At 51.3% G+C, this 5,417-nt stretch carries 5 protein-coding genes and 1 pseudogene; 2 read left to right on the forward strand and 4 right to left on the reverse strand.

Features of this window, described 5'->3' with window-relative positions:
- Positions 1-603: 603 nt before the first annotated feature.
- On the reverse strand, positions 604-927 hold the full coding sequence (locus AC2FIR_RS23920; RefSeq protein WP_496748141.1) for a hypothetical protein: 324 nt from the start codon (positions 925-927) through the stop codon (positions 604-606).
- Positions 928-1,403: 476 nt separating this feature from the next.
- Between AC2FIR_RS23920 and AC2FIR_RS23925 the strand changes: the two genes are divergently transcribed.
- Both AC2FIR_RS23925 and AC2FIR_RS23930 read left to right on the forward strand, forming a co-directional pair.
- Complete coding sequence (locus AC2FIR_RS23925) at positions 1,404-1,526, forward strand: hypothetical protein (protein WP_496748139.1); 123 nt, start codon at positions 1,404-1,406, stop codon at positions 1,524-1,526.
- A gap of 199 nt (positions 1,527-1,725) precedes the next feature.
- Entirely contained in the window at positions 1,726-2,241 is a 516-nt protein-coding gene (locus tag AC2FIR_RS23930) for an outer membrane protein (protein WP_496763474.1), read from the forward strand.
- 289 nt (positions 2,242-2,530) lie between these two features.
- On the opposite strand, the gene AC2FIR_RS23935 is transcribed toward AC2FIR_RS23930, so the two are convergent.
- From AC2FIR_RS23935 to AC2FIR_RS23945, 3 genes and pseudogenes are all read right to left on the reverse strand, one after another.
- The gene (locus tag AC2FIR_RS23935) at positions 2,531-3,325 is read right to left on the reverse strand and encodes a DUF3299 domain-containing protein (RefSeq protein ID WP_496748135.1); all 795 of its coding nucleotides are present in this window, start codon (positions 3,323-3,325) and stop codon (positions 2,531-2,533) included.
- A gap of 25 nt (positions 3,326-3,350) precedes the next feature.
- Positions 3,351-5,186, reverse strand: a pseudogene (locus AC2FIR_RS23940) (amidohydrolase).
- Positions 5,187-5,190: 4 nt separating this feature from the next.
- Positions 5,191-5,417: hypothetical protein (locus AC2FIR_RS23945; RefSeq protein ID WP_496763478.1), on the reverse strand; the 227-nt coding region annotated here is incomplete at its 5' end.

The following is a 5,417-nucleotide window of genomic DNA, read 5'->3' on the forward strand; positions in this document are numbered from 1 at the left end:
CATAATCAATCCAACCAGATGAGCCACGCTCTCTCTTAGATCAGAGCGCCATCTGTCCCAAAATCTCTGACGACGGACAATCTCCACTCTTTGGCGGTTACGATGAGCCAGAAACCCTCTCTTATCAAATCGACTTAAACTGTCCCATTGGTGCTGACGTCAGACAAAAAGTACAGAACATATCGGCGGGGTCCCTATTGGCGCTACGGCGTAGGCGGCGTGATTATTAGAGATGCCATCGAGCGTGAAATCACCCGACGCGAGGTCGAGGAGGCCATCACGGATCCAGTCTGGGGCAACGGAATTTGGGACGACTGGTAGGTTTCTCTATTCGCGTATCAGCGCTGTCTGACGTAAAGGGTTTTTGGCGCAGACGTTGGCCTGAGTAAAGGGATGCTCAGATCCTGATTGAACGAGCCAGGATCGTGCGCGTCCGAATGAGCATCTGGACAAGTTCCATGCATTTTACAGTGAAATCAATGATTTTCTAGCCGGCCTACACCCACGGGATCCATACCGGTTTGAAGATTTTAGTCTCGCGGAGGCCGTCTTCTGTTTAAACTGACTTTGAAAACTTCTTGTCCCCAAGAGGTGCATTCAAACTCATTGGGTCACCAAAGGCAGGAGACATTCCGCACGGCGTGCTGCGCTTGGACCTGAAGAGTCGTCGGGAAAGTCCTGTGCGACTTTATTATAAGATTCGATCATTTCCTTAGGATTTTCAACGTCTCTCAAAATGATCCCGACGACCTCTGACATATACGATTTTGACAGTCTGGTATTTAAACTTACTTCCTCTATCAACGGCCATTCCGCATCGATTATACACATCGCAGCAGCGATTTTTTGTTCTGTTTTCCCTTCATGTGCCTGCGCCCAAGATACATTCAACATCACCATACAAGCTGCCAAAATTCCCGGTTTCATTAGTGTTTTCCTAACATTGTCGCCAATCATGAATTGAGTTTACCGCGAACTTATCACCCGGAGGAAAGATTTCGCCATTCAGGTGTCAAAATTGATGACCTCCAGGCTCAGCTTTGCCACTACCGCATACGAGACTTAGTTCGTGGACGGCGGCTATTTGGAAGCACAAAAACAAAGGCCAATGACGAACGTGGATGAAAAAGAGATCTTGTTCTACAAACTTATTTTCAGGCATGAATGGGCGCGCCACTCCTATCGGAGGATTTGAATGCCTCGATAGGGACTACTATTGGTCCACCGGGATTGGGGCGTTGGAAGCACGAATGGCGGGCAGGCCGTAGCACTTGATGAGTTGTGAGTTCGAGTTGTTATCTGGCCGCCCCTTCGACTTGCCCGGTTGCGCCGCGAGCGCAAATCCGTAGTTGTTGTGTGGCCCGCTGGCTCTCTTGGCTACTGACCTTGGAAAGGAGCCTGTCATGAAAATCATTGCCCCTGATATACATCGCACCTTTGCTCAGGTGGCAATCCTGGTGAATAGCAAGATCCGGGATTCCGGTCGCCTCGCGCTTGAGCAAGAACATATCCGTTCAGGCCAATGAAGCACTAACGATCAAATTGGACCAGTCAGATGAGGCGGTTCAACCTGACAGTGCCCACTCAACATATTTAGCGTAAACTACCGTTTATTACCTCCCGAAAAATCTCCGTCGCGCACAAATTGGCATGGTGCGGTTAGCAATACTCATACCGCGAAAGAGAAACTGAAATACTCACCGAGGTAAGACAATGTTTGGAAGAATGGCAATCAAATCTGCAGCGATCGCTATTGCCACGGTAATGGCAGTTACATCTGTTCCTGCATCTGCTGCAGATTGGAATAGCAGCTATGTTGGTACCCGCTTTGGTTATGGAAAACTGGCGGAGGATTTGAACGGTAAAGGCGGCATAGTTGGACTTCAAGTAGGTCGCGACTGGGAAGTTGGGAGCAATTGGGTGGCGGGTGTTTCAGTCGACTCTAATTATTCCAATATTTCCACTGAAATTGGCGATCTGAACAGCCTAAGTCGCATAAGAGTTCGGGGTGGTTCCGCTATTGGAGACACGTTGGCATACGTAACAACAGGTGCGGCCTATGCTACAGGTAGTGCCATAAGCGAAGATTGGGGATACACGGTCGGCGTTGGACTTGAACACTACGTATCGAACAACGTGTCACTATTCGGCGAGGTGCTTCAAGACAGGTTTGACAGATCCGGTGGAGACAATAAAATTAGCGCAACCACTGCGACTTTTGGTGTGAACTACCGCTTCTAGAAGCAGTAAATAGCTAGTCCTATCCCGGCTCCACAAAATCCATTCGGAGTCGGGGTAGTTGGTTTCAGATCCCGCCAATGCCAGTGTTTTGCGTCGCGGATTGAAAACACGACTTCATCAAGTTACCACTTCTCGCGGGGAGTGGGCAAAATTTGGTTTTTATGCAGCGAGCCTTGAAATAGTCAACTTACCGTCTAGGACAGCGGCCCTCGTAAGCTCCTAACGACAGAAGCCAAAACCCACTCTATTTGTCCAATCTAGTGAGCAACATAGATTGACAGCGTAAAGGTTAGTAGCCCGAATATGTATCAACGGAGCGTGCACTTAACGTGTAGACGGCGTCCACATCAGCCGCCCCATCAGAAAACGTGACATCACTGACCGTCTCTTCAGCCGACAATTCGCCCTCGACCCAGAACGCTTCAAAAATCGACGTAAAACCGAGACCATCGGAATACTCTACACGCACAATTTGGTTCGGGGGCGGCGATGGCGTGTGAACGCAGGAGCCTGCCACTGGCACCAGGAGAAACTCCGTCACAACTCCGTCTTCAATTTCAAGGGGTACGACGTAACCGGGTAGACGAATTCGCTTGCCGACCACGACCGGGTTCGCCTGCCTCCCAATCCTGCTGTTTTGGGCAATAATTTTGCGCCGTTCTTTCATCAGATTTTCGATGTCTATCTCTTCTGCCGCCAAGAGTGTCATTGCTAACTCGTGATCCGCAGCAAAGGCCTTGTCTTCGCGCGCGCGCAGACCTGATGTTCTCCATTTGACATGCGTGCGCATCGCCTCCAGCAACGGCTCCGGCAATCCTTCGAAAGGGGCTTCCAAAGACCGGAGCGGAGGCAGCAAATCGCCCCAACCGACGACGTTGGTTTCATCCGAGAATTGGCGATCTGAAACCTCCCCCAGAGGTGCCAACATATCAATCGTTTGAAACTGCGCGCTAAATCGAGGTGCTCCCGAAGGTGCGGAGGCATTTCGGCCTTCAGATGCGGTTTTTTCTATTTCCGAAAACGCTGGCTGAGCGTCAACCACCGCAAGAGTGCAGGCCAGCAGCACAAGTACCGTTCGTATCATCTAAGGTCTCCTACCAACGTAACACTTAACCTTCTTCGACGCGGACACTGGTCACAGCCTCCCCACGGCGGAGCTTTTCGTCATCACCTTCATCCCAGACCGGTTCAGTCAGTTCTTTGTCCGGTTCTCCGTCACGGTCTATGTCGTAGACCAGTTTACCACCGAGGTAAGTTTGCAGAACTTCTGTTTTGTGAAACTCGTAAATATTGTCTTCCGCCTGCTTTTGTATGTCGCGATCAAGAACAATAATATCGGCAACTTTCCCTTCTTCCAAACTGCCGAGAATGTGATCTTTTTTCTGCAGGCGCGCACTTCCAAGGGTCGAACCTTGAATGATCTCTTGGAACGTCAAGCCTTCACCGGGTATCCTGTCTCCACCTGGTGTCCCCTTGGCCTGTCGGGTCATTGCAATTTCCATGCCTTCCCATGGAGAAAAAATTGGAGACGTGGGTGCGTCAGGGGCAAAACCGTATTCCAAAAAGTCCGTCACCAATTTAAATTGAAACATGTTATCGAGGATTTGCGGTGGCAGGTTGCCGCGTACCACATTGACGAAATATTCCTCGGTCGGGTCTGCCCAATGCAGCTAAATTTGCCCAGCAACACCCAACGCAGACATCCTGGTTGCAGTATCTATCGATATGTGGTCGACGTGGGTGAATATGTGCCTGATTTCATCATTGAGCGGATTGCCCGTCTCGTCGGCATAGTCCAGCGCATCCAGAGATTTTCGGATCGCTGCGTTCCCTTCCACGTGCAGCATCAGCGCGAAATCACGCTCCGTCAGGTCGTCAAAAATCTCGGAAAGATTCGTCGGCGTAAAGTTCATGCTTGGCCTGGTGCCGTCCAAGTATGGGGCCTCCATGTAGGCGAACCGTCCGGGCCTCCCATCAATCGCGAACTTAACGGCGTTGGTTGTCAGGAAAGCCGGATCAACCCCTGACTCCGATATCGCCGCACGGCGTTCGACAAGTTGATCTATCATTGCCGCGTCACCCTCTGGAGTTCCGGTTCCCCAAAAAACCATCGCCAGTTCGTGTCGAAGGTTCAGCTCTCCCTTCTTGGCGAGCCGGACATACACATCATCGGCTCCGTCCTTGGATCCGGCAGCTGCCTCGGTCGCAGCGGTGACACCGACAGCATTCAGAATTCGCGCCGCAGCCTTGATGGCTTCCTCCTGCTTTTTATGTGAGTAGAGCTTGTGCTGTTCGAAAAAACCGGTCGAAAGATGCGCTTTCTCCTGCAGCAGCCCAGACGGTTCTCCAGCATCATTTGGGGGCATATACCCACCCTTCGGAGGGGCCCAATCCGCTGTGATGCCAAGATATTCCAGCGCTCTGGTGGAGTATCAGCCGTTGTGCTGGGTATTGTCTGATATCAATGCCGGGCGGCCGCCGACGATCTCGTCCAGCTCTTCCTTGGTGGGGTTTTGAAAGTGTTTGTCGGAAAACCCGCCGCCGATTACCCATTCGTCCGGGCCAAGTGCGTTTGCATATTCACGAATGACCTCAACCACTTCTTCGCGAGTTGCATCATTATACTTAAAGAGGTTGAGCATGACGGCATGAGTCTGCCCGAATATGCGGGTATGCAGATGTGTGTCCACGATGCCCGCCATCACCGTATTTGATCCTGCATCAATGATCTGAGTGCCGTCGCCAGCCATCTCCCGGCATGTGTCATCCGCACGCACGCAAACGATCGTATCTCCGGACACCGCCAAGGACTTGGCCAACGGCATATCCGGGTTGCTGGTTATGATGTTCTCGCCCAGGAAGACTGTGTCAGCGGTTTGTGCTAACAAACCCGACGCCATCAAAAGCGGTGGCAGAATTGCTATCACAGAACGGAGTTTAGGCATTGTGTCAGCCTCCCTGCGCTTTGCGGTGGTGGGTCAGAAAAAGAATGAAAGGCCCAGCTTCAATTGCCGATCCGGCCCGCCATTTGGCTTGCGCTCCAAGGCGTAGTAACCAACGCTGACGTCCATTGCAGTGCCTTTGGATTCGTTGATTATTGAAGCCCACATTCCCCAAGTAAGTCGCTGTTTCCGCTGTCGTGATCGTGTTATTTCCGATATAAATCATGGTGTTGG

The organism is Ruegeria sp. CDSB136 (assembly GCF_059610965.1).

Bases quoted from the DNA above. Each gene is read 5' to 3' on its own strand.
- AC2FIR_RS23920 (WP_496748141.1), bottom strand. From the start codon at position 927: ATGAAACCGGGAATTTTGGCAGCTTGTATGGTGATGTTGAATGTATCT.
- AC2FIR_RS23925 (WP_496748139.1), top strand. From the start codon at position 1,404: ATGAAAATCATTGCCCCTGATATACATCGCACCTTTGCTCAGGTGGCA.
- AC2FIR_RS23930 (WP_496763474.1), top strand. From the start codon at position 1,726: ATGGCAATCAAATCTGCAGCGATCGCTATTGCCACGGTAATGGCAGTT.
- AC2FIR_RS23935 (WP_496748135.1), bottom strand. From the start codon at position 3,325: ATGATACGAACGGTACTTGTGCTGCTGGCCTGCACTCTTGCGGTGGTT.